This is a genomic window from Bradyrhizobium sp. CIR48, assembly GCF_014198315.1.
Classification (GTDB): domain Bacteria; phylum Pseudomonadota; class Alphaproteobacteria; order Rhizobiales; family Xanthobacteraceae; genus Bradyrhizobium.
In genome coordinates this window covers 242,196-265,835 of the sequence record NZ_JACIHG010000013.1, presented here as the reverse complement: position 1 = coordinate 265,835, position 23,640 = coordinate 242,196, and the positions used below count along the sequence as shown (strand labels likewise).

Genomic DNA, 23,640 nt, shown 5'->3' with positions numbered 1-23,640 from the left:
CCAGATTGAGGGCAGCTTATAGGAGCCAGCTATGACTGACCCAACTCCCCTGTCCTCACTATCGTCCGCCCTCGCGGATGTGGTGGCGCGCACTGCGCCCGCAATCGTCTCTGTGCACTCGCATCGCTCCCGTGCGACCGGCTTCGTCTGGAAAGGGGGGCTGATCGTCACCGCCGACGAGGCGCTGGCCGACGAGGGCGAGGTCGAGATCGGTCTCGCCGACGGCAGCCGCGTGGCTGCCACGATCGCCGGCCGCGACCACACCACCGACATCGCGCTGCTGCGCACTGAGGCCGCTGCTACGCCGGTCAAGCTCGCCGCCACGGTCCCGCCCCTCGGCGCGTTGTCGATCGTGGTGGCCACCAACCGCGAGACGCCGAGTGCCGCGCTGGGGATGGTATCGGCGTCCGGCAGCGGCTGGCGCTCCCTGCGCGGCGGCGAGATCGATGCGCGGATCGAGCTCGATGTCCGCCTGCGCGGCAGCCAGCAGGGCGGCCTTGCGCTCGATGCATCGGGCGAAGCCTTTGGCATGGCCGTGCTCGGGCCGCGGCGCGTGCTGGTGATCCCGACGGCGACGATCGAGCGCGTCGCGGCGCAACTCGATACGCGCGGCCGCATCGCGCGCGGATATCTCGGCCTCGGGCTCCAGCCGGTCCGGCTCGACGACGGCATCGGCGCCATGGTGATGAATGTCGACAAGGCCGGCCCTTCGGCCGCGGCCGGCATCCGCCAGGGCGACGTCATTGTGGCAGTTAACGACCAGAAGCTGTCAGGCGTGCGCGCGCTGTCGCGAACGCTGGGTCCTTCGAGCGTCGGCGCGGTGGTCGACGTCGCGGCGCACCGCGGCGGCGAGCCGATCAGCTTCAAGGTCACGGTCGGCGAGAGGCCGGAGGCGTGAGCGAGGACCGGACGCCGGAGATCGTGCTTGCCCTGGAGATTGACGATCCCGCCCTCGCCGATCGCCTGGCGGCCTTGCTCGGCAACGTCACCGGGCTGCGTCTCGCCGGGCCCGGCGAGACGGCCACGGCGACCGTCGTCGCCCGCGATCCACGCATGATGTCCGCCGACATCGCGCTGACGCAACGCGAGCTCGACGTGCTGGCGCTGATGGCCGAGGGTGCCTCCAACAAGATGATCGCCCGCCGGCTCGGCATCTCCGTTCACACCGTCAAATTCCATGTCGGCTCGCTGCTCGACAAGCTGGACGCCACCGGCCGCACCGATGCGGTGGCGCATGCGGCACGCCGCGGCGTGATTGAGCTATGATGTCCCGGGGAAGCGGAGCTCGACCGTCAGGCCCGGCGCATTGTCATGCAGCGCTACGCCCGCGCCGTGAAGGCGCGCGACCGCGGCGACGAGGCTGAGGCCAAGACCGTTGCCCGGCGTGTAGCGGCTCTGCTCGAGCCGGTAGAAGCGCTTGAAGACGTGATCGCGCTCCTCAGTGGGAATGCCCGGACCATCGTCGGCGATGGCGATCACCGCACCACCATCGGCGCTGCGGCACGTCACGGTCACCTGCCCGCCTTTGCAGCCGTGCTTGATCGAATTGTCGACGAGATTGGCGATGGCATCGAACAGCAGGTCGCGATCGCCGGTGATCGGCACCTCGCGGTCTCCGGCGAGGCTGAGGCGCGTTGAGACCTGCTCGGCTGCGGCGTCATAGAGCTCGACGACCTCGCCGGCGATCTCGGCGAGGTCGAGCGCGCGGAAGGCGCCGGTGCGGGCGCGGCTCTCGATCTCGGAGATCCGGGTGATGGAGGCGAACATGCCGAGCACGGCGTCGAGATCGGCGATGGTGTCGCCGATCAGCGCGGCATCCGCCTCGCTGTTGCGTTCGTGGTGATAGGCCTTCTCCAGCCGGCCGCGCATCCGCGTCAGCGGCGTGCGCAGATCATGGGCGACGTTGTCGCTGACCTGCTTGACCTCACCCATCAGCGTCTCGATGCGGTCGAGCATCTGGTTGAGGTTTTCGGCGACGCGGTCCCATTCGTCATGACTGCCGCGCAAGGGGATGCGCTGGTCGAGGCCTGAGAGCATGATGGCGCGGCTGGTGGCGTTGATCTCCTCGATCCGCCCGACCGTGCGCCGGGTCACCAGCACGGCGGCAAGCCCGGCGAGCACCAGCAGCAGCACGGCAACCGCCGCCATTGCAAGCTCGATCATCGCGGTGAAACCGCTGTGATCGCCGGCGTCGCCGACCCGGCTCTCCACATAGGCCAGCGTGCCGAAATAGACATAGGCCATGATCGCCGCGACGATCAGCCCGAACGCCGCGATCGCGATCAGCGCCAGGCGGAAGGTGGAGGAGCGGAGCGTCTTAACCAGGAGCACGGAGGCAATATCCGATGCCGCGGATGGTGTGGATCAGCGGATAGGCCTGGGCATCATCGACCTTGCGACGGACGCGCCCGACATAGACGTCGATGATGTTGGTGGAGGGGTCGAAATGCAGGTCCCAGACGTGCTGGAGCAGCATCGCGCGGGAGACGACGCGGCCCTCGTTGCGGACGAGATATTCGAGCAGCTGGAACTCGCGCGGCAGCAGCGGGATCTTGCGGCCGCGGCGGCTGGCGTTGCGCGCGATCAGGTCGATGGCGAGATCGCCGACCCGCAGCAGCGTCTCCTTGGCGATGGTCTCGCTGCGGCGGCCGAGCGCCTCGAGCCGCGCCAGCAATTCGGTGAAGGAGAACGGCTTGACGAGATAGTCGTCGCCGCCGGCGCGCAGGCCGCGCACGCGATCATCGACCTCGCCGAGCGCGGAGATGATCAGGAACGGCGCGGCAACGCCGTCGTCGCGCAATTGCCGCATCACGCTGATGCCGTCGATATCGGGCAGCATCCGGTCGATCGTGATCACGGCATAGTCGCGCGCGGCGCCGTGGCTGAGGGCTTCACGGCCGCTAGCTGCGAGATCGACGTCGTAGCCGGAGGTCGTCAATTCCTCGACGAGCTGGCCTGCTGTTTCCGGATCGTCCTCGACGACCAGGATGCGACGGTGACCTCCGGTCATGCAAAACTCCGCGCGACAATCGCCACCAGACTATCCCGTTCCGGGGCTGGACGGAACCGCCCGGTGGCGATCGCGACAATGGTGCGGTACGGCGATGCGACTACCAATAGTCTCCGCACACATTGACCCATTGCCATCCATAGGGCGTCCAGCTCCTGCGCCAGCAGCCATCGTTGTAGCCGGCGTAAATGAAGGGCGCGCCGAAGACGGCGAAACGACGGAAATGGTGATGATGGTGGAAGCCGCGATGGCCGTGCCAGCCGGCCCCGGCGAAACGCGGCCCGATCGCCGCATGGGCGAAGCGTGCGCCGCCAAAAGCGGGACCGCCGGCATGGGCGAAGCGTGCACCGCCAAAGGCTGGACCGCCGACATGGGCGAAGCGCGCACCGCCCATCCCGCCGGCGCGCATGCCGCCGAAGCCGCCTGCGTGCATGCCGCCACCGAAATGTCCACCGCCGCCGAAATGACCGCCGCCGCCGAAGCCGCCATGTCCGCCGCCGCCACGGGCGAGCACCGGTGAAGCGAGCGCCATCGCCGCGGCGATCGTCACCGCGGTGAGGCCTTTGAGAAGCCTGTTGTTCATCGAAGCATCCTCCTTGCAGTGCGGCGGTTTGCGCGTCGCACGAGGATGATCAGATGAGAGCAAGAGATCGGCGCCTTCAACTTACAAACGCGCCAGATTCTGACGCGAGTGTTAGGGAGAGGACGCTCTATCACTCCCTCTCCCCGTTCTTACGGGGAGAGGGTGGGGTGAGGGGCTGCTTCCGCGAATGTGATTTGAATTGAGGGCGTGTGTGGGAGCCGGGGGGACCATCGATTCGGCGCGCAGGTTGCCACGCCCCTCACCCGGAATCAGCGCTACGCGCGAATTCCGACCTCTCCCCGCAAAGGGCGGGAGAGGTCAAGATCTCACGCCCGCTTGCCGTTGTTCTTCTCCGCCGCGCGGCGCAGCGCTTCGGCGAGGGCGCCGCCGCCGGAGGATTCCTGCTTTCGCGGGGCGGACGACGTCATGCGGGAAGGGTTGCGCGCGCTGTTGTCGCGCTGCATGCCGGGGGCGTCCTTCTTGGCACCGACCTCGTCGTCGAGACGCAAGGTCAGCGAGATGCGCTTGCGCGCGACCTCGAAGTCCAGCACCTTGACCTTGACGATGTCGCCGGGCTTCACCACCTCGCGCGGGTCCTTGATATAGGTCTTGGACATCGCGGAGATGTGCACGAGGCCGTCCTGGTGCACGCCGATATCGACGAAGGCGCCGAAGGCGGCGACGTTGGTCACGGTGCCCTCGAGGATCATGCCCTTCTGGAGATGCTTGATCTCCTCGACGCCCTCCTTGAACACGGCGGCCTTGAACGCCGGACGCGGATCGCGGCCGGGCTTCTCCAATTCCTTCAAAATGTCGGTGACGGTCGGCAGACCAAAGGTCTCGTCGACGAAATCCTTCGGCTTCAAGGTGCGCACGATCTCGCTGCTGCCGATCAGCGCCTTGATGTCGCTCTTGGTGGCGCTGAGGATCCGGCGCACCACCGGATAGGCTTCCGGATGCACGCCGGAGGCGTCGAGCGGGTCCTCGCCGCCGAGAATGCGCAGGAAGCCGGCGCATTGCTCGAACGCCTTCGGCCCGAGCCGCGGCACGTCCTTGAGCGCCTTGCGCGACTTGAACGGGCCGTTGGCGTCACGGTGCGCCACGATGCTCTGCGCCAGGCCGGAGCCGACGCCCGACACGCGGGCAAGCAGCGGTGCGGACGCGGTGTTGACGTCGACACCGACGGCGTTCACGCAGTCCTCGACCACGGCATCGAGCGATTTTGCGAGCTTCGCCTGGCCAAGATCGTGCTGATACTGGCCGACGCCGATCGCCTTGGGCTCGATCTTGACGAGCTCGGCGAGCGGATCCTGCAGGCGCCGCGCGATCGAGACCGCGCCGCGCAGGGTGACGTCAAGACCGGGCAATTCCTCCGAGGCGAAAGCCGAGGCCGAATAGACCGACGCGCCGGCTTCCGACACCACGATCTTGGTCATCTTCAGCTCGGCCAGCCCCTTGACGAGATCGCCTGCGAGCTTGTCGGTCTCGCGCGAGGCGGTGCCGTTGCCGATCGCGATCAGCTCGACACGATGCTTCAATGCGAGCTTGCCGAGGATCGCAAGCGACTCGTTCCACTGCCGCTGCGGCTCGTGCGGATAGATCACGGCGGTATCGACGACCTTGCCGGTGGCATCGGTGACGGCGACCTTGACGCCGGTGCGATAGCCGGGGTCGAGCCCCATGGTGACGCGGGTGCCGGCCGGCGCGGCCAGCAGGAGATCGCGCAAATTGGAGGCGAACACGCGCACGGCCTCGGTCTCGGCGGCGTTCCACAGCCGCATGCGCAGGTCGATATTGAGATGCACCTGGATCTTGGTGCGCCAGGCCCAGCGCACCGTGTCGATCAGCCAGCGGTCGCCGGCGCGCTTGAGGTCGGCGATGCCGAACCGCTTCATGATCTTCAGTTCATAGGCGCTGGGCACGCCCGGCGGCGGCGCCTCGGCCTCGGCCTGGATCTGCAGGTCGAGGATCTCCTCCTTCTCGCCGCGGAACATCGCGAGGATGCGGTGCGAGGGCAGCTTGGTCAGCGGCTCGGAGAACTCGAAATAGTCGGCGAACTTCTCGCCCTCGGTCTTCTTGCCGTCGCGCACCTTGGAGGCCATGCGCGCATTGGTCCACATCTCCTCGCGAAGCGCGCCGATCAGGTCGGCGTCCTCGTCGAAGCGTTCGACCAGGATGGCGCGGGCGCCGTCCAGCGCGGCGGCGGCATCCGCAACGCCCTTCTCGGCGTTGATGAAGCCTTCGGCCACCACCTTCGGATCGTTGGTGGGCTCCGCCACCAGCTGGTTGGCGAGCGGCTCGAGGCCGGCCTCCTTGGCGATCTCCGCCTTGGTGCGGCGCTTCGGCTTGAACGGCAGATAGATGTCTTCGAGACGGGCCTTGCTGTCGGCGGCGAGAATGGAGGCCTCGAGCGCCGCATCGAGCTTGCCCTGCTCGCGGACTGATTCGAGGATGGCCTTGCGGCGATCCTCGAGCTCGCGCAGGTAACCCAGGCGCTCCTCCAGGGTGCGCAATTGCGCGTCGTCGAGCGCACCGGTCGCTTCCTTGCGGTAGCGGGCGATGAAGGGAACCGTGGCGCCGCCATCGAGCAGCGTCACCGTCGCCTCGACCTGCTCCGCCCGAACCCCAAGCTCCTGCGCAATTTTCTGGTTGATATTTGCCACGCGAGAATTCCTCTATCCAAGCACGCAACGCGGGGGCGAACCACCGGCCACGGGACGCCGCTTATGGACCAACCGGGGTTGATTCATCAAGGTACTGCGGCGGACCGTCGACAGGGGATTTTTTGTCGAACCGATGCGATCTCGCCACATTCGTGGGGACGGCGCGCGAACACCCTCGCGGATCCCGGATGCGCCTGCGCGGGCGATCACACCGAGTGTATGCGGCAGACACGGTGCCGTAGGTAGGCAAAGGCGCACCGCGCCGTGCCCACCAAATTTAAACGCGGCACGAGAGGCGTGGGCACGCTTCCGCCGTCGCTCTTCGAGCTATGGCGGACAAGTCGCTTTGCCCACCCTACGACGCCGGTTGTGTGTTGCAGACATGTCTTCACCTCCTCGCGGCGATTCCGCCCGAGCTTTGCGCTCCGCATCGCGCCCTCAACGAAAGGGCGCAGGGAAGGCCGGGCGCCGGCTGGCACCCGCGGGTCCGTCGTGCGATGAGATGCACACGCAATGCACAACGGATCAACAGGTGAAGCCGAAACGTCCGGCCTTCCCTGCGCGATGTTTGACGGCCTATGGCGCGCTCTCCCCGGAGACGAGTTCCTGCTTGCCTCCGTCACCTCACGGATGGCGGCGCGCTTCGCCCGGTCGGGCTCGGCGCACCTCCGCAAGGCTTGGCTGTAGCAACGACAGCCAGGACCACGCGATTTGGCCGTACGCTTCAAGCGCCGTTCGTCCGCACGAAGCCTGGACCTCACGGGGTTGATCCCGCCCTGCTCCCGCCTCTCGTGCACGACGCTGCGCGTCCACCGCTCCCCGATCCGCGGCTCGTGACGACGTACGACCGCCCCTTTCGCCGGATCAGGATGGGCGACACATACGCCGAAACCGAATTTCGGTAAAGTGGAATATTTTTGCATTTCTGGATTGACAGAGGGCGACACAGGACGATGGCGCGTAGCCCGGATGGAGCGCCAGCGTAATCCGGGACGGTGCCAGATGCCGGGCGAGCGGCCCCGGGTTACGCTGCGCTCCATCCGGGCTACAGGCTCCTCCGGGTTGCAACGATCGGACAACTGCCGGATTGGGACGACGCCGCCTTGCGACCTCTCCGCCCCGTGCAACCCTGCCCCTCGTGCCGGCTCAGTTGATTCAGGCGGTCCCTTGCGAAAAAGGTGGCGCCGCATCTTAAGGAGATCAGGACTTCATGACGTTGCCGATGAGCTGGACGGAATGGGCGCAGCACGATGGCGTCGCGCTGGCGGGGCGGGTCCGCAAGGGCGAGCTGACGGCGAAGGAGCTGGCGCGCCAGGCTGCCGCTGGTGTCGCCAAGGTCAATCCGGCGCTGTCGGGCGTGGTCGAGCTGTTCGAGGACGTGATCGCCGATCCCGCCAAGGACGGCGCCAATCTCGCAGGTCCGTTCGCCGGCCTGCCCTTCCTGATGAAGGACCTCGGGCCGACCATGAAGGGCCGGCTGCAGGAAATGGGCTCGCTGTTGATGCGCGGCAATCGCGCCGCGGCCGATACGTTCCTCACCGGTAAATTCCGCCAGGCGGGGCTCAACCTGATCGGACGCACCACGACGCCGGAATTCGGCGTGTGCTCTTCGGCCGACAATCCGGCAGTCTATGTCACCCGCAATCCCTGGAATACCGACTACACCACCTGCGGCTCCTCGGCGGGCAGCGCCGCGATGGTCGCGGCCGGCGTGGTGCCGATCGCGCATGCGACCGACGGCGGCGGCTCGATCCGCATTCCCGCCGGCGTCAACGGCAATATCGGGCTGAAGGTCTCGCGCGGCGTGTTCTCGCTCGCCCCGCACATGTCCGACCTCACCGGCCTCGTCTCGATCCAGGGCTGCCAGTCGCGCAGCGTGCGCGACACCGCCGCCTTCGTCGATCATACCCGCGGGCCTGCGCCCGGCGAGTTCATGCCGTTCTGGACCACGGCGCAGCCTTATTCCGAGATGATCAAGCGCGATCCCTCGAAGCTGCGCATCGCATTGTCCCATACATGGGGCAACTACACCGCGACGCCCGAGATCGCAGCCGAGCTGGAGAAGGCCGGACGCTTCCTCGAAGGCCTCGGCCATCACGTCGACTATGCGCTGCCGGAGATCGACCTTCCCGCTGCATTCGAGGCGCAGACCACCTGCTACATCTCGAACTTCGCCGTGGTGATCTCCAACATGCTCGCCGCCCGCGGGCTGGAAAAGCCGCCGGAGGATCTGATCGAGCCGATGAACATCCGCATCTGGGAAGCCGGCCGGCACACCAGTTTCGCCGAGCGTGCCAAGATGCAGGGCGTATTCAACACCACATCGCGCGGCTTCGGCACCTTCTTCGAGCAATGGGACGTGATCCTGACGCCGATCACTGCGCTGCCGACACCGAAGGTCGGCACCAGAGAATATCTCACCATTTCCGACAACCCCGATGTGCGCGACTGGTTCGACAATCTCTGGCGCTTCTTTGCCTTCACGCCGCTGGCCAATCTCTGCGGCATGCCGGCGATCTCGATGCCGATGGCAACGCAAGACCACGGCCTGCCGCTCGGCATCCAGGCCATCGCCAAGCAGGCCAATGACGGCCTGCTGCTGCAACTCGCCGCCCAGATCGAGCGCGCGCTCGACGGCAAGTGGAACGGCGGCAAGAAGCCGAAGGTGCATGTAGGCTGAGGCTTGGCTGTTTGTTTCAGCCTTGCGCTTGCGGCCATCCTTCGAGACGCCCGCCGTTGGCGGGCTCCTCAGGATGAGGTCTGATTTCGCAGCGATATCTTAGACCCTCATGGTGAGGAGCGCCGCCTTGCGGCGCGTCTCGAACCATGAAGGCCGACGCAGTCGCACCACCAGCTTCAATTCTTCACCGTCGGGATCTCCTCCGTCACCGGCTGCTGCTGGCCCTGCCGGTACATCGCCAGCGCCTTGTCGAGGGCTTCGCGCAGCGCCAGCGCGGCGGCCACGCTGCAGCGCAGGTGCGCGGTCTGGATCACGTCGACCCTGACCGCGGCACCGACCGGCATGAGCAAGTTAGCGGCGAGCTCGATCTGGATCGCGCCGTTGTGATGACCGAAGCAGGACGCGCCGTCGAAATAGATGATCGGCGCCCGCTCCGAGCTGGAGCTCGAAATGGTGACGGGCCCCTGATTGTTGGCAGGCGTTTCGGGGTCGGCCATGGGCGCTCCTTGCGGCTAGTCGGCGAACGGAGCGCCCACCATCGGTGCTTCGGCCTGCTCTGTCGAGGCCAATTCGGGGTTTTGCGCGGCGCCCGACACTGGTCTAAAACGTCCCCATGTGCACCATACCGACCACGCTCCCATTCGAGGAACTCGCCGACGCCATCCAGGGCCGCCGCTCCGATTACGGCCATATCAGCGGGCTCCAGCTCGATCGCTTTGCACCAGCTGAGGCCTGGTCGAGCCTGCCCTACCGGCCCGTCTTCGTCGGCGACACCGAGACCGGCGTGCTGCATGGCGGTGTCGTCACCGCGATGCTGGACGAGAGCTGCGGCATGGCGGTGCAACTTGCGCTCGACGGCACGCGCGCGATCGCAACCCTTGACCTGCGCATCGACTATCAGAAGCCGGCGACGCCGGGCCTCGACATCAAGGCGCATTCGGTGTGCTACCGCACCACGCGCTCGATCGCCTTCGTGCGCTCCACCGCCTATCAGGAATCCGAGGACGATCCGGTGGCGACTGCGACCGCCTGCTTCATGATCGGTGCCAACCGCACCAACATGCTCGCCGACCGCAGGATGGATGCGCGCAGCATCCCGGTGCTGGAGGCGCCGGAAGATCCGGATGGCCCGTTCGCGCGCAGCCCGTTCGCGCGCGCGCTCGGCATCCGCGTCAATGACGACGGCACGCTGACGATGCCGTTCTCGCCAATCATCATCGGCAACCCGATCCTGCCCGCGATCCACGGCGGCATGACTGGGGCCTTCCTCGAGACCACGGCCATCATCGGCGTCGCGCGCGAGCTCGGCGCCGCCGCGCCGCCGAAGCCGATCGGGCTCACCGTCAACTATCTGCGCTCCGGCCGTGCGCTCGATACGTTTGCCAACGTTTCGATCGTCAAGCAGGGCCGGCGCATCGTCGCCTTCGAGGCGCGCGCCTGGCAGGACGATGCGGACAAGCCGATCGCCACCGCCTTCGGCCATTTCATGCTGCGCCCGACGCCAGGAAGTGACGAGGAATAAGCGCATTTTGACTTGACGGCCGCAGCCCCGGCCACAACGATAGCACGTCCCCGCGAGAGGTATTGGATTGCGGCATCCGCTCGACATCGTCGCCATGTTCGCCGCACTCTGGCTGCTGGCCTCGATGATGCTCGACGCGTTGACGCCGAAGGAGCTGACCGCGATCATGATCGGCGTGGCGATCGGACCCGCCATCGTCATCACCGCCGTGTTCTACTACCTGCGCTGCCCGCGAACGGACTTTGCGGTGATGTTCGCGGCGCTCTGGCTGATCTCGGACATCGCCATCGCCTTCGTCTCGCCGAAGGAGCTGCCGCACTTCCTGATCCTGCTCGGCTTCGTGCCGGCCCTGCTGATCGGCTCAGTGATGCACTGGCAACGCTTCCAGAACCGGCACGAGCGACTGCCCGCGCCTTCGGTGAAGCGGGGCTAACGCGGCAATAGGTTCGTCTTCGCGAGATCGAGCACCTCGTCGCCGCGGCCGTTCATCACCGCGCGCAGGACCCAGAGGCTAAAGCCCTTGATCTGCTCGGGCGTGATGGTCGGCGGCATCGACAGCTCCTGCTTGGCGGTGACGACGTCGAGCAGCGCCGGCCCGTCATGGGCGAGCATCTCCTTCACCGCGCCCGGAAGCTCGCCGGGGTCCTCGACGCGCTTGGCGAAGATTCCCATGGCGCGCGCCATCGCCGCGAAATCGGGATTCTCCAGGTCGACATTGGTGTCGACGAAACCCGCCGCCTTCATCTCCAGCGCGACGAAGCCGAGCACGCCGTTGTTGAAGATCACGACCTTCACCGGTAGCTTCATTTGCGTCAGCGTGATGAGATCGCCCATCAGCATGGAGAAACCGCCGTCGCCCGACAGCGAGATCACCTGGCGGCCGGGCTGGGCGGCCTGCGCACCGATCGCCTGCGGCATGGCGTTGGCCATCGAGCCGTGCACGAAGGAGCCGACCAGCCGGCGGCGGCCGTTCATGTCGAGATAGCGCGCGGCCCACACCGTGGGCGTGCCGACATCGGCGGTGAAGACCGCATCGTCGGAAGCATGATCGCTGATGATTTTTGCGAGATATTGCGGGTGGATCGGCTTGCTTCCCGGCGTGCCCTTGGCCAGCGAATCCAGGCCCTCGCGCGCCTTCTTGTAGTGCGCGACGGCATCGTCGAGGTGCTTGCGCTGCGTCTTTGCTTTCAGCAGCGGCAGCAGCGCCTCGATGGTCAGCTTGACGTCGCCGACGAGGCCGAGATCGATCTTGCAGCGTCGTCCGAGATTTTCCGGGCGGATGTCGACCTGCGCGATCTTCGCATCGGTCGGAAAGAATTGCTCGTAGGGAAAATCGGTGCCGAGCATCACCAGGGCGTCGCAGGCGTGCATGGCGGCATAGCCGGAGGAGAAGCCGATGAAGCCGGTCATGCCGACGTCATAGGGATTGTCGTACTCGACATGCTCCTTGCCGCCGAGCGCATGCACGATCGGACTCTTCAGCGCTTCCGCCAGCTGCATCAAGGGCGCATGCGCGCCGGCGCAGCCGCGGCCGCAGAACAGGGTGACGCGCTCGGTGCCGTTGAGGAGTTCGGCGAGCGCCTGCAGCTCATCGGCCTGCGGCACCACCTTCGGCGCCGACAGCGCGAGTCCGCGCGTTGTCGACAGCGCGCGCTTGGGCGGGCTACGGAATGCGACGTCGCCGGGCATGGCGACGACGGCGACACCGCGCAGGCCCACCGCCGCGCGGATGGCATTCTCCAGCACGTAAGGAAGCTGGCTCGGGTCGGACACCAGCTCGCAATAATGGCTGCACTCACGGAACAGGTTTTGCGGATGGGTCTCCTGGAAATAACCGCCGCCGATCTCGGCGGTCGGGATCTGCGCCGCGATCGCCAGCACGGGAACGCGGCTGCGATGCGCGTCGAACAGGCCGTTGATCAGATGCAGATTGCCGGGACCGCAGGAGCCCGCGCACACCGCAAGGCTTCCGGTCATCTCGGCTTCGCCGGCGGCGGCGAACGCGGCGACCTCCTCGTGGCGGACATGGATCCATTCGATCGTGCCGCGGCGGCGCAGCGATTCGGTCAGGGCGTTCAAGCTGTCGCCGACGATGCCGTAGATGCGCTTGACGCCGGCCTGCTCGAGCGTTGCCACGAACAGATCGGCCACGTTGTTGATCGCCATGTCGGTCTCCTGATTCAGCCAGTCACATAATGCGATGCGCAAAACGTCAGCATCGCGACACTATGTGGCACAATAGGCCATGTCAGGATCACGGCTAGTTTATTGTCCGTTCAATCTTTCTGAATTGCCCGATCGTAAGCCGCGATCGTTGCCTTCGCTCGGCCTGCGACATCGGCCGCGCTCATGCCGGGCTTGTAGAGGCTGGAGCCGAGCCCGAAGGCGGTGACGCCGCCCCCGATGTACTCCGCAAAATTCTGATCGGAGACGCCGCCGACCGCGGCGATCATGACGCCTGGCGGCAGCACGGCGCGGATCGCGGCAATGCCGGATGCGCCGAGCACGTTGGCCGGAAAGAATTTCAGGCCCGATGCGCCCGAGCGCGCCGCGAGCAGCGCCTCGGTCGGCGAGAACACGCCAGGCAAGGTCACCATGCCGTGCTGATGCGCACGCGCGAGCACCTGCGTGTCCACATTCGGCGAGACCATCAGCCTGCCGCCGACGTCGTTGAGACGATCGACATCCGCGGTGGTCAGCACCGTGCCGGCGCCGATCAGCACGCCTGAAGGCGCCTGCTTCACGGCCGTTGCGATGGAGCGGAACGGATCGGGCGAGTTCAGGGGAATTTCGATCGCGGTCATGCCGGATTCGATCAGCACGGCGACGATCGCCTCGGTCTCCTCCGGCTTGACGCCGCGCAGGATCGCAACCAGCGGCCGCTTCATCGGCGGAAAGGGAACGCTCATCTCAAAAGTCCTTCTGCTTCGTCCAGATCGCGGCAGCCGCCATCGACAGGCCGCGGCGGACGGCCTCATCCGCGTCGACCGGAATTGCGTTGACCGACAGCGCCTCGAACGCCAGCCGGTACAGCATCGCAAGCCGCCCCGATGCAATCAGCTCGACGCCCGCTTGGGGAACGGGGCCGGAGAGCCCCGCCGCCAGCTCGGCGCCGATCAACGTGCCCGACAGCGTCTCGCGCGCCGCGGCCGGCGTGCCGCCGAACAGCAGCTGGCGTGAGCGCGCGCCGAACAAGTGATTGGCGACAAAGGCGGGCGCCTCATACGCGGCTTTCACCGCCGCCTTGAAGCTCGCGACATCCTCGGCCTCGTCGGCGCCGGCGACCGCGAGCGACAGGATGGTCTCGCGCGAGACGGCGCTGAACAGCTCGCCGGTCATGAAGGTGGAGAAGCGTTCGACCACGCCGTCCTTCACGCGCACCCATTTCGAATGCGTGCCGGGCATGCAGACCAGCGCCTCGCCCGCGGCCTTGAGGCCGAGCGCGCCGAGCAGCTGCGTTTCCTCGCCGCGCATCACGTCCGGCGCTTTTGTCTCGCGCTGCGCGATGCCGGGCAGGATGCGGATGTCGCGGGCTCCGCCGGGGACGCGCACGGCCTGTTTCAGGATGGCGGCCAGCGGCGCCGGCGTGTCGACATAGCCGGCTTCGACCCAGCCGTTCCTAGCGCCGGCCATGCCGCAGACGAGAACCGGCAGATGATCCGGCGCCTCGACCGCGGCAAGATGCGATTGCAGCACGGCGGGAAAGCCGGTCTTCGCCGCGGCGAGCATGCCCTCGCCGCTGCGGCGCTCAGTCAGCACCTGGCCGGCACGATCGACCAGCCACAGCCGGAAGCTGCTGGTGCCCCAGTCCACCGCGACATAAGCGGGTTCGGTCATTCTGTCCTCGTCTCACGGCCGGGACGTCGTCTCGCGACAATGAGACGACGTCTTGCGGGTCTACCGCCGAGATACCGGCTATTGTGCGGGCAAACCAGCCCTTTCTCCGCAATTCGAGGCTCCGCCGTGCTGGCACAGCGCTTGCTGAAGCTTCGGCGCTCAACTCCGTCAACGCGCGAGAAGACGCGTCAACATCAGATGAGGAAACCCATGGAGATCGGCTATTTCACGATGCCTTCGCATCCGCCGGAGTGCGGCCTAAAGGAAGGGCACGACTGGGACCTGCAGGTCATGCGCTGGCTCGACGAGCTCGGCTATCAGGAAGCCTGGGTCGGCGAGCACCACACCGCGCCCTGGGAACCCAATCCCACGCCGGACCTCTTGATCGCGCAGGCCCTGATGCAGACCAAGAAGCTGCGCATCGGACCCGGCGGCTTCCTGTTGCCCTATCACCACCCGGCCGAGCTCGCCAACCGCGTCGCGATGCTCGACCATCTCTCCGAGGGCCGGCTCAATTTCGGCGTCGCAGCTTCGGGGCTGCCGAGCGATTGGGCGATGTTCAACGTCGACGGCATGAGCGGGCAGAACCGCGACATGACGCGCGAGGCGCTGGAGATCATCCTGAAGCTGTGGACCGAGCCGGCACCCTTCACCCACAAGGGCAAGTTCTGGACGGTGACCAAGCCGGACACGATGTTCGACTTCCTCAAGCCCCACATCAAGCCGTTGCAGGCGCCGCATCCGCCGATCGGCGTTGCCGGGCTGTCGAAGAACTCGGACACGCTGAAGCTCGCCGGCGAGCGCGGCTTCATCCCGATGAGCCTCAACCTCAACCCGGCCTATGTCTCCAGCCATTGGGACTCGGTCGAGATCGGCGCCGCCAAGACCGGGCGCAAGCCGAACCGGCAGGACTGGCGCCTGGTGCGCGAGGTGTTCGTCGCCGACACCGACGAGGAAGCCTGGAAGCTCTCGACGGGTGACATGATGGGCCGGATGATGAGCGAGTACTTCCTGCCGCTGCTCGGCCATTTCGGCTTCAAGGATTATCTCAAGCACGCCCCTGATGTCCCCGACAGCGACGTCACGGTCGAATATTGCGCCAAGCGGAACTGGATCGTCGGCTCGCCCGCGACCGTCGCCGAGAAGATCGAGAAGATCTACGACGAGGTCGGCGGCTTCGGCGTGCTGCTGGTGTTCGGCTTCGACTACAAGCACAAGGCGGAAGCCTGGCACCACTCGCTCTCGCTGCTGAAGAACGAGGTGATGCCGCGCCTTGCGCATCTCGGCTCCGCGAAGAAGGCGGCTTGACGCTCAGCGGGTGCGGCGCGATCGTGTCGCACCCGCTTCTGTTTTCGGAGATTTCCGCGTGACGGTCGACGCCAATCCTCTCGACGTGAAGGATTTCAAGCAGGCGATGCGCCAATGTGCCAGCGCCGTCGCGCTGGTCACGGTCGGCGCCGAGCACGGCAAGCGCACGGGATTGACGGTGACCTCGGCCTGCTCGCTGTCGGATAGCCCGCCCTCGCTGATCGTCTGCGTCAACCGCAACGCCAGCGCACATGCGCGCATCCGCGAGGAAGGCGCGTTCGCGATCAACTTCCTGCACGAGGACCACGCCCTGCTCGCGCTGACCTTCAGCGGCCAGAAGGGCGTCAACGGCGACGACCGTTTTGCGTTCGGGCAATGGACGCGCGGCGCCACCGGCGCCCCGGTGCTGACGGATGCGGTCGCCGCATTCGACTGCGTGCTGGCGCAGGAGTTCGAGACGACGACGCATTCGATCTTCGTCGGCGAAGTGCGCGGCGTGTCGCATCTGGCGTCCGCAGCGCCACTGGTGTACCTGCGCAGCAGTTTTCACACGCCGCATGAGATGCGCGAAACGGTGACGGTCGGCGACCTCGATTCACGGCATCTGAGCTGGACGGATTTTTCTTAAGAACAGCGGCGACCACGCTGCCTCGGCCGCCGTTCTTAAGAACGCCGAAGCAGAGCTTCGGCTATGGCGCCGGATGAGGGGTATCTATCCACAAGTGCAGATATCGTAGGGTGGGCAAAGCGAAGCGTGCCCACGTTCTGCCTATTGGTGAGACGACGTGGGCACGGCGCAAGTGCGCCTTTGCCCACCCTACGATTCCGGACTCGCGGAGAGAGAGACCCCTCACCCGTCTCGCCGCATGCAGCTGAACGCTACTGCGCGGTCTCGATCTTCAGCTGCTTGATCCTCCGATACAGCGTGGCGCGGCTGAGCTTCAGCGCGCGGGCCGCCGCCGTCACGCGGCCGCCATGCTGGCGCAAGGCTTCCACGACCGTGGCGCGCTCGGCGCTTGCAAGATCCGGCTCCGCCGCCCGTCCTCCGAACGGCGGCAGATCCAGATCCGCCTCGGTGATGACCCCGTTCTCCGCCGTGCAACCGGCGAGCCGCAGCACGTGGCGAAGCTGGCGCATGTTGCCGGGATAGGAATAGGCCGAGAGTTGCGACCACGCCTGGTCCGAAAGCCTGCAGTTCGGCGCCTCTTCGCGCGCGATCTGGCGAATGACGTCGTCCCGATCGGCACGCTCGCGCAAGGCCGGCAGCCGCACCTCGAGGCCGCGCAGGCGGAAATAGAGGTCGGCGCGGAAGCCGCCTTCTTCGGCCATGCGGCCGAGATCGCGGTGGGTGGCGCTGATGAGGCGGATGTCGACGGCGACAGGCTTGAGCGCGCCAAGCGGCCAGACCTCGCGGTTTTCCAGCACGCGCAACAAGCGCGTCTGCAGCGCGATCGGCATATCGCCGATTTCGTCGAGGAACAGCGTGCCGCCGTCGGCCTGCACGATCAGGCCCTTCGAGCCGTCGCGCCGCGCGCCGGTGAAGGCGCCGGCCTCGTAGCCGAACAGCTCGGCGTCGATCAGGCTCTCCGGCATCGCCGCGCAGTTCAGCGCCACATAATTGCTGCGCGCGCGGTTGCTGGCCGCGTGAATGGCGCGCGCGAACACATCCTTGCCGACGCCGGTCTCGCCATGGAGCAGCACCGGCAGATTGTGATCGCCGATGCTTCGGAGCCGCTTCACGCTTCTGATCAGCCCGGGATCGCGGCCGGCGAGCCGATGCAGGGCGTCGAATCGATCGACAGGTGCATCGCGGCGCGGTGCGAGCGGGCGCGCCGATGATCTCGCCCGCAGCGGCGGCGCAACATGCCCCCGCCCTAACGCACTGCCATCGGCGCGGCGCAACTCGACCGTCTCGTCCGCGCCGCGGCCGGCATGATGATCGAACTTGACGTAGCGCGACAGATCGATGCCGGATGCGATCAGGCCGTCGGTGAGACCCAGCAGTGCGCGCGCCGAACGGCAGGCGCCGACGATGCGGCGATCGTCGTCATAGGCGAGCAGACCGCTGCCGCCGTCGCCCGGCACGGTCGCGATCCAGGCGTTGCGGAAATGACCGCGGAAGATCGCACCCTCCATGCGCCGCGTCGCCTCCATCGTCACCGCGAGCGCGAGCTGATGCGCAGCGCGCTCGAGATCCTCTCGGCATGAGGTGATGTTCACGGCACCGGCGAGGCGACCGGCCTGGTCGAACAGCGGCGCCACGGCGCAGGAGAACATGTGCCACTGCGCGCGAAAATGCTCGTCACGATGCACCAGAATCGGCTTCTGCTCCGCAAGTGCGGTGCCGAGCCCGTTGGTGCCTTCGAAAGCCTCGGAAAAATTCGAGCCGGTATAGACCTTCCAGCGCATGAAGATTTCAGTATCGGCCGGGCCGGGCAGTCGGCTCCACAGCATCGTGGCGCTGGGGTCGGCGAGATTGACGCAATAGCCGGCCTCGCGCAGCACCCGCGCGAGGTCTTCGAGCTCCGGCGTCGCCAGCTGGATCAGCTGCTCCATGGGTTCGGCGACATGCCGGACCTCGGCTTCAGTCAGCGTCTGCGGCGGTCCCTGGCGGGCGGGGTCGAGCTTGTGGCTGATCAGGCAGCGCCGCCAGGAATCGGCAATGCGCGAAGAGGCATCGACGTCGGCCAGTTGATTGGCGACGGACAAGACACGGGCGACATGGTTCGAGGCCGACAGGCTGGCCATCGCGGACGTCTCCACCCTGTATTATTGTGCAAAGTCTGGCACCACAGGCGGGGATGTCAATCGGGAACCGGGAACGGCTTGGAGGCACGCTGTCTCTTCTCATCATCCCGGGGCGATGCGAAGCATCGAACTAGGGTGTGCCCTTGCGCACCCTAGGATCTTGAGATTCCGGGTTCGCGCTGCGCGCGCCCGGAATGACGGGCTCATCTATTGCTGCACCGCCCTCACCACGTATCGATGCACGGCCGCTTCTTCCCGACCCTGGCCGGAGGCTTCGGCACCGAGCGCAGGCCGGCCATGATCCACCGGCGCGTCTCGGCGGGATCGATGACGTTGTCGATCTCGAACACCGATGCGATCGAGACCGCCTTGCCGTTGGCATAGAGCTCGGCGACCTTGTTGCGGTAATAGGTCTCGCGTTCCTCGGGATCAGTGATCGCCTCCATCTCCTTGCGGAAGCCGAGGCGGACGTAACCCTCCAGCCCCATGCCGCCAAACTCGCCGGTCGGCCAGGCCGCTGTGAAGAACGAGGCGTGGAAGCCGCCGCCGATCATCGACTGCGCGCCGAGACCATAGCCCTTGCGCAGCACGATGCCGAACAAGGGCACGGTGAGGCTCGCGCCCGTCACGAACATGCGCGAGACATGGCGCACGATCGCGGTCTTCTCGGCTTCCGGGCCGACCATGAAGCCGGGCGTGTCGCAGAGCGAAACGACGGGAAGGTCGAACGCGTCGCAGAGCTGGAGGAAGCGCGCGGCCTTATCGCCGGCATCGGCATCGATGGCGCCGCCGAGATGGCGCGGATTGTTGGCGATCAGGCCGAACGGCTTTCCTTCGATGCGGATCAGCGCGGTGATCATGCCGACGCCGTAGTCGCGGCGCAGCTCCAGCACGGAATCCTTGTCGGCGACGAGGTCGATCACGCTGCGGATGTCGTAGACGCGCAGCCGGTTCTCGGGGATGGCGCGTCGGAGCAGGCGCTGGTCGGCGGCCTCCCATTCCGTCACCGCGCCCTGGAAATAGGACAGATACTTTTGCGCGACGGATGTCGCCTCCTCCTCGTCCTCGACGAGGATATCGATGACGCCGTTCGGCGACTGGAACGAGACCGGGCCGACCTCGGCCGGATGATAGACGCCGAGGCCGCCGCCTTCGATCATCGCAGGGCCGCCCATTCCGATCGAGGCGTTCTTGGTGGCGATGATCACGTCGCAGCAGCCAAGCATCGCGGCGTTGCCGGCGAAGCAATAGCCGGAGACGACACCAATCACGGGCACGAGGCCGGAGAGCCTTGCGAATTGCACGAAGGACGGACCGTCGAGCCCGGTCATACCGAGCCGGTCGGTGTCGCCGGGCCGGCCGCCGCCGCCCTCGGCATAGAACACCAGCGGCACGCGCCAGTCTTCCGCAAGGGTCAGCATGCGGTCGATCTTCTTGTGGTTCATGTGGCCCTGCGTGCCCGCGAGCACGGTGTAGTCATAGGCCACAACGATGCAGCGCGCGCCCTCGGGTCCGAACTTCTCGCCATTCACCGTGGCGACGCCCATGACGAGGCCGTCGGCCGGCGTGTTCTTGATGAGATCGTCGAGTTTGCGCCGGCGGCGCTGCGCCGCGATGGCGAGGCTGCCGTACTCCATGAACGAGCCGTCGTCGACGAGCTGGGCGACGTTCTCGCGCGCGGTGCGCTGGTTGGTGTTGCGGCGGCGCTCGACCGAGGCGGGGCGATTCGCATCCAGCGTGTTGGCCTGGCGGGCGATCAGCTCGGCGAGGTCGGGGCGGACGTGGTCCAGATCAATGTCGGCCTCAGCCGTCGTGCTGTCGGCCGCCACGTCGAGCGGCTCCAGATAGAGGATTGCCTCGCCATGCATCAACGTGGCGCCGTCACCTGCGACGAGCGTCATGACCCGGCCGCCCTGCTCGGCCATCACCAGATGCTCCATCTTCATGGACTCGATCACGGCGAGCTGCTGGCCGGGGCGCACGATCTCGCCTTCCTTCACCTGAATGGTGACGATGGTTCCCTGCAAGGGTGCAGCGACCATTACCGTGCCTTCAGGCACCACTTGCACGACGTGCGTCTCGGCACCGTGAACACCACTTCCCTCGCTTGGCGCAAAGTAAAGCGGCTTGGCCGCGCCATCGGCGGCATCCACGAGCTTGCCGATATTGCGATCGATGAAGTCGGTCGCGATGCGGTTGGTCCTGAAATCGGGATGCGCGAGCACGGCCTGGAGAAAGGCGATGTTGGTGACGACGCCGTCGATCCGGAATTCGCGCAGGGCACGCGAGGCTTTTGCAACGACATCATGCCAGGCTTCGCCCGGCGTATGCACGATGACTTTCGCAAGGAGCGAGTCGAAGGCCGCGCTGGTCTTGTAGCCGGCGTAACCAAAACTATCGACGCGCACGCCGGGCCCCGACGGCGGCTCGAACACGGCGAGCACGCCGCCGGTCGGATGCGTGGCGCCCGTCTCGTCCAGCGTTTCCATGTTGACGCGAAGCTGCATGGCATGGCCTCGTGGCTTCGGGATCGATCCCTGCGCAAGGCCAAGCGAGGCGAGCGTGCTGCCCGCCGCGACCGCAAGCTGGGCACGGACGAGGTCGAGCCCAAGCACCTCCTCCGTCACGGTGTGCTCGACCTGCAGCCGCGGATTGGCCTCGATGAAGGCAAAACTGTCCTCGGCCGTGCCGTCGACCAGGAACTCGAACGTGCCGAGATTGTCGTAAGCCGCCGCCGTCGCAAGCTGCTTGGCCGCCTCGATGATGCGGCCGCGCAAGGGATCGCTCAGCGACGGCTCGGCGCCACCTCGATCAGCTTCTGGTGCCGGCGCTGGATGGTGCATTCACGCTCCCAGAGATGAGAGATCGCGCCGTGACGATCGCCGATGATCTGCACCTCGATATGCCGCGCCTGTCGGATCAGCCGCTCGGCATAGACGCCGTCGAAGCCGAAGGCCGCCTTGGCCTCGGACTGGCAGCGCGCATAGGCTTCCGCAAGATCGGATGCGTTCTCGACCACGCGCATGCCGCGACCGCCACCGCCGGCCATGGCCTTGATCACGATCGCAGCATGGCTGCCGAGCGAAGCGAAGAACGCCGTGATCTCCTCCAGCGAGGACGGCCCACTGGTGCCGGCAATGATCGGCACGCCGCAACGCTTTGCCAGTTGCCGCGCCGCGACCTTGTCGCCGAACAATTCGAGCGCCGCCGGCTTCGGCCCGACGAAGGTGAGGCCCACGTCCGCGCACGCCTTGGCGAATGCGGCGTTCTCGCTGAGGAAGCCGTAGCCGGGATGCACGGCATCGCACCCGACGCTTTTCGCCGCCGTCACCACCGCATCGATGTCGAGATAGGCCCGGGCGCCGCGGCCGGGGATTTCGACCGCCTCGTCGGCCACACGCACGTGCAGCGACAGCGCATCATCAGTGGGATGGATCGCAACGGTCGCGATGCCGGCATCGGCCGCCGCGCGTGCGATGCGGATGGCGATCTCGCCGCGATTGGCGATCAGGAGTTTCTTGAACGACATCGTCTCTCTCACTCAGACAGCAGCAGGAAGATTCGGATCGAGATCCTGCTTCTTCACCTTGCCCGTCGCCGTCAGCGGCAGGGCATCGATAATACGCACTTCCGGGACCTTGTAGACGGCCATGCGCTCGGCGCACCAGGCGCGCAGATCTTCCGCAGAGATGGTGCCGACCGCCTCCGGCTTGAGCTGGATATAGGCCACCGGCACCTGCCCCTTGTCAGGATCGTCGCGCCCGACCACGCCTGAGCCCAGCACCTTCGGGTGCTGGCCGAGCAGCGCCTCGATCTCCGGCGGAAACACGCTCATGCCCTTGACCTTCAGCATCTCCTTGCGGCGGCCGAGGAAGTGCAGAAAACCGTCCTTGTCGATGGTGCCGATGTCGCCGGTGCGCAGCCAACCGTCGACGAGCGACTCGGAGGTCGCCTCCGGCTTGTTCCAGTAGCTCTTCAGCAACGAGGGCGTCCGCACGCGGATCTCGCCTTCCGCGCCGAGCGGCAGCAATGCGCCGGTCTCGAAATCGGTGATCTTGAACTCGGCGCCGGGGACCGGCAGGCCGACGAAGATCGGCTGATTGTTGAGGTCGAAATCGTTATCCTGGAAGCCCGCCGTGAAGGTGTTGGAGGTGTGGGTTTCCGTCATGCCCCATGCCGCCTCCATCAGGATCGTGCCGGTCAGACCCTTCCAGCGCTTGCGATAATCGGCGTTGAGCTTCTTGACGAAGGAGACGACGCGGACCTGCTGCAGCGACGACAGGTCGAACTCGCTCCAGCGCGGATGGTCCATCAGCTCGACCGCGCCGTCGACCGGCATCGCGGTGATCGTGACCTTGTACTTGTCGATCGCCGCCATCGCGCCGACGGCATCCCAGCGCGCCAGCAGCACCAGCGTCGCGCCGGAGAACAGCGGGAAGATCAGGCCAAAGTTCTCGCCAGCGATCCAGAACTCCGGAAAGAACGACAGGAACACGCTGCTCTCGTCCGACAGCACCGAGATGCCGTAATTGGCCGCGGCCGTGTAGACCATGTCGCGATGGGTATGGACGCAGCCCTTGGGCATGCCCGTGGTGCCACCGGTGTAGTTGAGCGCGGCCACATCATCGAGCCCAGGCGGCGGCAGCGGCAGAGGTGTGGGCATTGCCGCCAGCGCCGGCAGCAGATCGGTCGCGCCCGGGACCGCAACGCGCGGCGCGCGGATCGAGTCCGGCGTGGGGAACGCGGGCATTACCGGAATGACGTCGGCGAAGCTGGTGACGATGATTTCGCGCAGGCGCACCTCGCCTTTCACCTGCTCGACGACGGGGACGAGCTGGTCGAGCGCCACGATTATTTCGGCCTGGGTGTCGTTCAGCTCGTAGGACAGCTCGAACGCGCGCGACAGCGGGCTGACGGGGACATGGATCGCGCCGAGCTTCAAAATGCCGAAGAACACGATGTGGAATTGCGGGCAGTTCGGCAGGAACACGGCGACGCGGTCACCCTTGCCGACGCCCTTGGCCGCCAGCAGCGCCGCGAAGCGATCGCTCTGCCGATCGAGATCGGCATAGGTGGTGACATGGCCGTAGAAGATCACCACGGGCCGCTCCGGACTGCGCTTCGCCCAGGCGCGCAGATATTCCGTCAAGGGAACTTCGCCGTGCAGATAATTCGGCGAACGCGGCATGCCTTTCGGCCAGGCCTTGTCCCACAGGCCACGCAAGGTGGCGAGATAATCCTTCTCGTTGAGGCCCGCGCTCATGACGTCTTTCCCGTGTTGCTTTTCTT

17 protein-coding genes and 1 pseudogene are annotated in these 23,640 nt (G+C 66.4%); 7 read left to right on the top strand and 11 right to left on the bottom strand.

From position 1 onward, the window contains the following. Positions 1-31: 31 nt before the first annotated feature. Positions 32-898, top strand: a complete 867-nt coding sequence (locus tag GGD66_RS34215) for a S1C family serine protease (RefSeq protein ID WP_183261050.1) — start codon at positions 32-34, stop codon at positions 896-898. Further along, positions 895-1,266: a response regulator transcription factor gene (locus tag GGD66_RS34210; RefSeq protein ID WP_183261048.1), complete on the top strand. Its 372-nt coding sequence runs from the start codon at positions 895-897 to the stop codon at positions 1,264-1,266. Before GGD66_RS34215 ends, GGD66_RS34210 begins: the two co-directional genes overlap by 4 nt. Here GGD66_RS34210 and GGD66_RS34205 read toward each other — a convergent pair. From GGD66_RS34205 to GGD66_RS34190, 4 genes are all read right to left on the bottom strand, one after another. Then, positions 1,261-2,331 carry a HAMP domain-containing sensor histidine kinase gene (locus GGD66_RS34205; RefSeq protein WP_183261046.1) on the bottom strand — a complete coding sequence of 357 codons (1,071 nt, stop codon included), beginning with the start codon at positions 2,329-2,331 and terminating at the stop codon, positions 1,261-1,263. The two genes, GGD66_RS34210 and GGD66_RS34205, sit on opposite strands and share 6 nt — an antisense overlap. Next, on the bottom strand, positions 2,318-3,010 hold the full coding sequence (locus GGD66_RS34200) for a response regulator transcription factor (RefSeq protein WP_018317258.1): 693 nt from the start codon (positions 3,008-3,010) through the stop codon (positions 2,318-2,320). Before GGD66_RS34200 ends, GGD66_RS34205 begins: the two co-directional genes overlap by 14 nt. A 100-nt stretch (positions 3,011-3,110) precedes the next feature. Further along, the gene (locus GGD66_RS34195; RefSeq protein ID WP_018317259.1) at positions 3,111-3,593 is read right to left on the bottom strand and encodes a hypothetical protein; all 483 of its coding nucleotides are present in this window, start codon (positions 3,591-3,593) and stop codon (positions 3,111-3,113) included. Between the two features lie 326 nt (positions 3,594-3,919). Beyond that, positions 3,920-6,256 (bottom strand): Tex family protein, encoded by a 2,337-nt coding sequence (locus tag GGD66_RS34190; RefSeq protein ID WP_026201817.1) that lies wholly within the window; start codon positions 6,254-6,256, stop codon positions 3,920-3,922. 1,210 nt (positions 6,257-7,466) lie between these two features. On the opposite strand from GGD66_RS34190, the gene GGD66_RS34185 reads away from it, so the two are divergent. Further along, on the top strand, positions 7,467-8,936 hold the full coding sequence (locus tag GGD66_RS34185; protein ID WP_183230401.1) for an amidase: 1,470 nt from the start codon (positions 7,467-7,469) through the stop codon (positions 8,934-8,936). 176 nt (positions 8,937-9,112) lie between these two features. On the opposite strand, the gene GGD66_RS34180 is transcribed toward GGD66_RS34185, so the two are convergent. Continuing rightward, positions 9,113-9,433: a hypothetical protein gene (locus tag GGD66_RS34180; protein ID WP_165637419.1), complete on the bottom strand. Its 321-nt coding sequence runs from the start codon at positions 9,431-9,433 to the stop codon at positions 9,113-9,115. Positions 9,434-9,549: 116 nt separating this feature from the next. Here GGD66_RS34180 and GGD66_RS34175 point away from each other — a divergent pair, with 116 nt between their 5' ends. Together GGD66_RS34175 and GGD66_RS34170 are read left to right on the top strand one after the other, a co-directional pair. Further along, positions 9,550-10,458: a PaaI family thioesterase gene (locus GGD66_RS34175; RefSeq protein ID WP_183261044.1), complete on the top strand. Its 909-nt coding sequence runs from the start codon at positions 9,550-9,552 to the stop codon at positions 10,456-10,458. Between the two features lie 67 nt (positions 10,459-10,525). After that, the gene (locus tag GGD66_RS34170; RefSeq protein ID WP_018317263.1) at positions 10,526-10,891 is read left to right on the top strand and encodes a hypothetical protein; all 366 of its coding nucleotides are present in this window, start codon (positions 10,526-10,528) and stop codon (positions 10,889-10,891) included. Here GGD66_RS34170 and poxB read toward each other — a convergent pair. The 3 genes from poxB to GGD66_RS34155 form a co-directional block, all read right to left on the bottom strand. After that, positions 10,888-12,624, bottom strand: a complete 1,737-nt coding sequence (gene poxB / locus GGD66_RS34165; RefSeq protein ID WP_183261042.1) for a ubiquinone-dependent pyruvate dehydrogenase — start codon at positions 12,622-12,624, stop codon at positions 10,888-10,890. The genes GGD66_RS34170 and poxB overlap by 4 nt on opposite strands. A 110-nt stretch (positions 12,625-12,734) precedes the next feature. Further along, a complete protein-coding gene (locus tag GGD66_RS34160; RefSeq protein WP_183261040.1) occupies positions 12,735-13,367 on the bottom strand; it encodes a 2-dehydro-3-deoxy-6-phosphogalactonate aldolase in 633 nt (210 codons plus the stop codon). 1 nt (position 13,368) lies between these two features. Then, positions 13,369-14,295, bottom strand: coding sequence for a 2-dehydro-3-deoxygalactonokinase (locus GGD66_RS34155; protein WP_183261037.1), 927 nt, complete (start codon positions 14,293-14,295; stop codon positions 13,369-13,371). Positions 14,296-14,505: 210 nt separating this feature from the next. On the opposite strand from GGD66_RS34155, the gene GGD66_RS34150 reads away from it, so the two are divergent. Both GGD66_RS34150 and GGD66_RS34145 read left to right on the top strand, forming a co-directional pair. Beyond that, positions 14,506-15,603: an LLM class flavin-dependent oxidoreductase gene (locus GGD66_RS34150; protein WP_183261086.1), complete on the top strand. Its 1,098-nt coding sequence runs from the start codon at positions 14,506-14,508 to the stop codon at positions 15,601-15,603. Between the two features lie 58 nt (positions 15,604-15,661). Continuing rightward, positions 15,662-16,231 carry a flavin reductase family protein gene (locus GGD66_RS34145; RefSeq protein ID WP_183261035.1) on the top strand — a complete coding sequence of 190 codons (570 nt, stop codon included), beginning with the start codon at positions 15,662-15,664 and terminating at the stop codon, positions 16,229-16,231. 251 nt (positions 16,232-16,482) lie between these two features. On the opposite strand, the gene GGD66_RS34140 is transcribed toward GGD66_RS34145, so the two are convergent. From GGD66_RS34140 to GGD66_RS34130, 3 genes and pseudogenes are all read right to left on the bottom strand, one after another. Then, positions 16,483-18,351, bottom strand: coding sequence for a sigma-54-dependent Fis family transcriptional regulator (locus GGD66_RS34140; RefSeq protein WP_183261033.1), 1,869 nt, complete (start codon positions 18,349-18,351; stop codon positions 16,483-16,485). 224 nt (positions 18,352-18,575) lie between these two features. Further along, positions 18,576-21,880 (bottom strand): annotated as a pseudogene (locus GGD66_RS34135) (carboxyl transferase domain-containing protein). 12 nt (positions 21,881-21,892) lie between these two features. Then, entirely contained in the window at positions 21,893-23,614 is a 1,722-nt protein-coding gene (locus tag GGD66_RS34130; RefSeq protein ID WP_183261031.1) for an AMP-binding protein, read from the bottom strand. Positions 23,615-23,640: the final 26 nt, after the last annotated feature.

Excerpts from the sequence above, each read along its gene's own strand:
- GGD66_RS34215 (WP_183261050.1), top strand. The coding sequence starts at position 32 with ATGACTGACCCAACTCCCCTGTCCTCACTATCGTCCGCCCTCGCGGAT.
- GGD66_RS34200 (WP_018317258.1), bottom strand. The coding sequence starts at position 3,010 with ATGACCGGAGGTCACCGTCGCATCCTGGTCGTCGAGGACGATCCGGAA.
- GGD66_RS34195 (WP_018317259.1), bottom strand. The coding sequence starts at position 3,593 with ATGAACAACAGGCTTCTCAAAGGCCTCACCGCGGTGACGATCGCCGCG.
- GGD66_RS34185 (WP_183230401.1), top strand. The coding sequence starts at position 7,467 with ATGACGTTGCCGATGAGCTGGACGGAATGGGCGCAGCACGATGGCGTC.
- GGD66_RS34180 (WP_165637419.1), bottom strand. The coding sequence starts at position 9,433 with ATGGCCGACCCCGAAACGCCTGCCAACAATCAGGGGCCCGTCACCATT.
- GGD66_RS34175 (WP_183261044.1), top strand. The coding sequence starts at position 9,550 with ATGTGCACCATACCGACCACGCTCCCATTCGAGGAACTCGCCGACGCC.
- poxB (WP_183261042.1), bottom strand. The coding sequence starts at position 12,624 with ATGGCGATCAACAACGTGGCCGATCTGTTCGTGGCAACGCTCGAGCAG.
- GGD66_RS34160 (WP_183261040.1), bottom strand. The coding sequence starts at position 13,367 with ATGAGCGTTCCCTTTCCGCCGATGAAGCGGCCGCTGGTTGCGATCCTG.
- GGD66_RS34155 (WP_183261037.1), bottom strand. The coding sequence starts at position 14,295 with ATGACCGAACCCGCTTATGTCGCGGTGGACTGGGGCACCAGCAGCTTC.
- GGD66_RS34150 (WP_183261086.1), top strand. The coding sequence starts at position 14,506 with ATGGAGATCGGCTATTTCACGATGCCTTCGCATCCGCCGGAGTGCGGC.
- GGD66_RS34140 (WP_183261033.1), bottom strand. The coding sequence starts at position 18,351 with ATGGCCAGCCTGTCGGCCTCGAACCATGTCGCCCGTGTCTTGTCCGTC.
- GGD66_RS34130 (WP_183261031.1), bottom strand. The coding sequence starts at position 23,614 with ATGAGCGCGGGCCTCAACGAGAAGGATTATCTCGCCACCTTGCGTGGC.